Source organism: Hyphomonas sp. GM-8P (assembly GCF_003263315.1).
Taxonomy (GTDB): Bacteria; Pseudomonadota; Alphaproteobacteria; order Caulobacterales; family Hyphomonadaceae; genus Hyphomonas.
In genome coordinates, this window is the sequence record NZ_AWFE01000019.1 from 1 (window position 1) to 749 (window position 749).

Here is a 749-nt window from a genome sequence, read left to right on the forward strand (position 1 = left end):
GAAACATGGCACGAACCTCTTCTGGCAGATCCTCCTTGTCTTGCTCGTCGTCCTCCTGGCGCTTTGGTGCGCGACGGAGTGGACAGCGTGGTCGCTTGGCTGGTCACCCCGGCTTGGTGAACCCTTCTTCGTCATCCTCGACATGCCGGTGTACGTGCCCTGGGCCTTCTTCGGCTGGTGGTACGCGTTCGATGCTTACGCGCCGGATGTGTTTGACCGGGGCGGACTTATCGCCGCTTCGGGCGGTGTCGCGGCCATCGTGATCGCGGTAACTGGGTCGATCCTCCGCGCACGCTGGGACAAGCGGGTCTCAACGTTTGGCTCTGCGCGCTGGGCGGAAGGCAAGGATTTGCGTAAGTCCGGACTTTTGAAGCCAGCCGGCGTGTTCCTGGGCCAAGCATCAGGATCCTATCTCCGCCATGACGGACCCGATCATGTCATGGCCTTTGCGCCGACCCGCTCCGGCAAGGGCGTGGGCCTTGTTGTCCCGACGCTCCTCTCCTGGCCGCATTCTGTTCTGGTGCACGACATCAAGGGCGAGAATTGGCAGTTGACCTCAGGCTGGCGCTCGGAGTTTTCCCACTGCGTGCGGTTCGACCCGACCGACGTGGTCTCGGCGCATTTCAATCCCCTGATGGAAGTGCGTAAGGGGCATTGCGAAGTGCGCGACGTCCAGAACATTGCCGATATTCTCGTGGACCCTCAGGGCAAGCTCGGAGATCTCGGGCACTGGGTCGACAAGGCGAACT

The 749-nt window shown here is 61.9% G+C and carries 1 protein-coding gene; it reads left to right on the forward strand.

The genetic code is table 11. From position 1 onward, the window contains the following. The coding region (locus HY26_RS02305) for a type IV secretory system conjugative DNA transfer family protein (protein WP_233351509.1) at positions 1–749 on the forward strand (749 nt) is incomplete at both ends.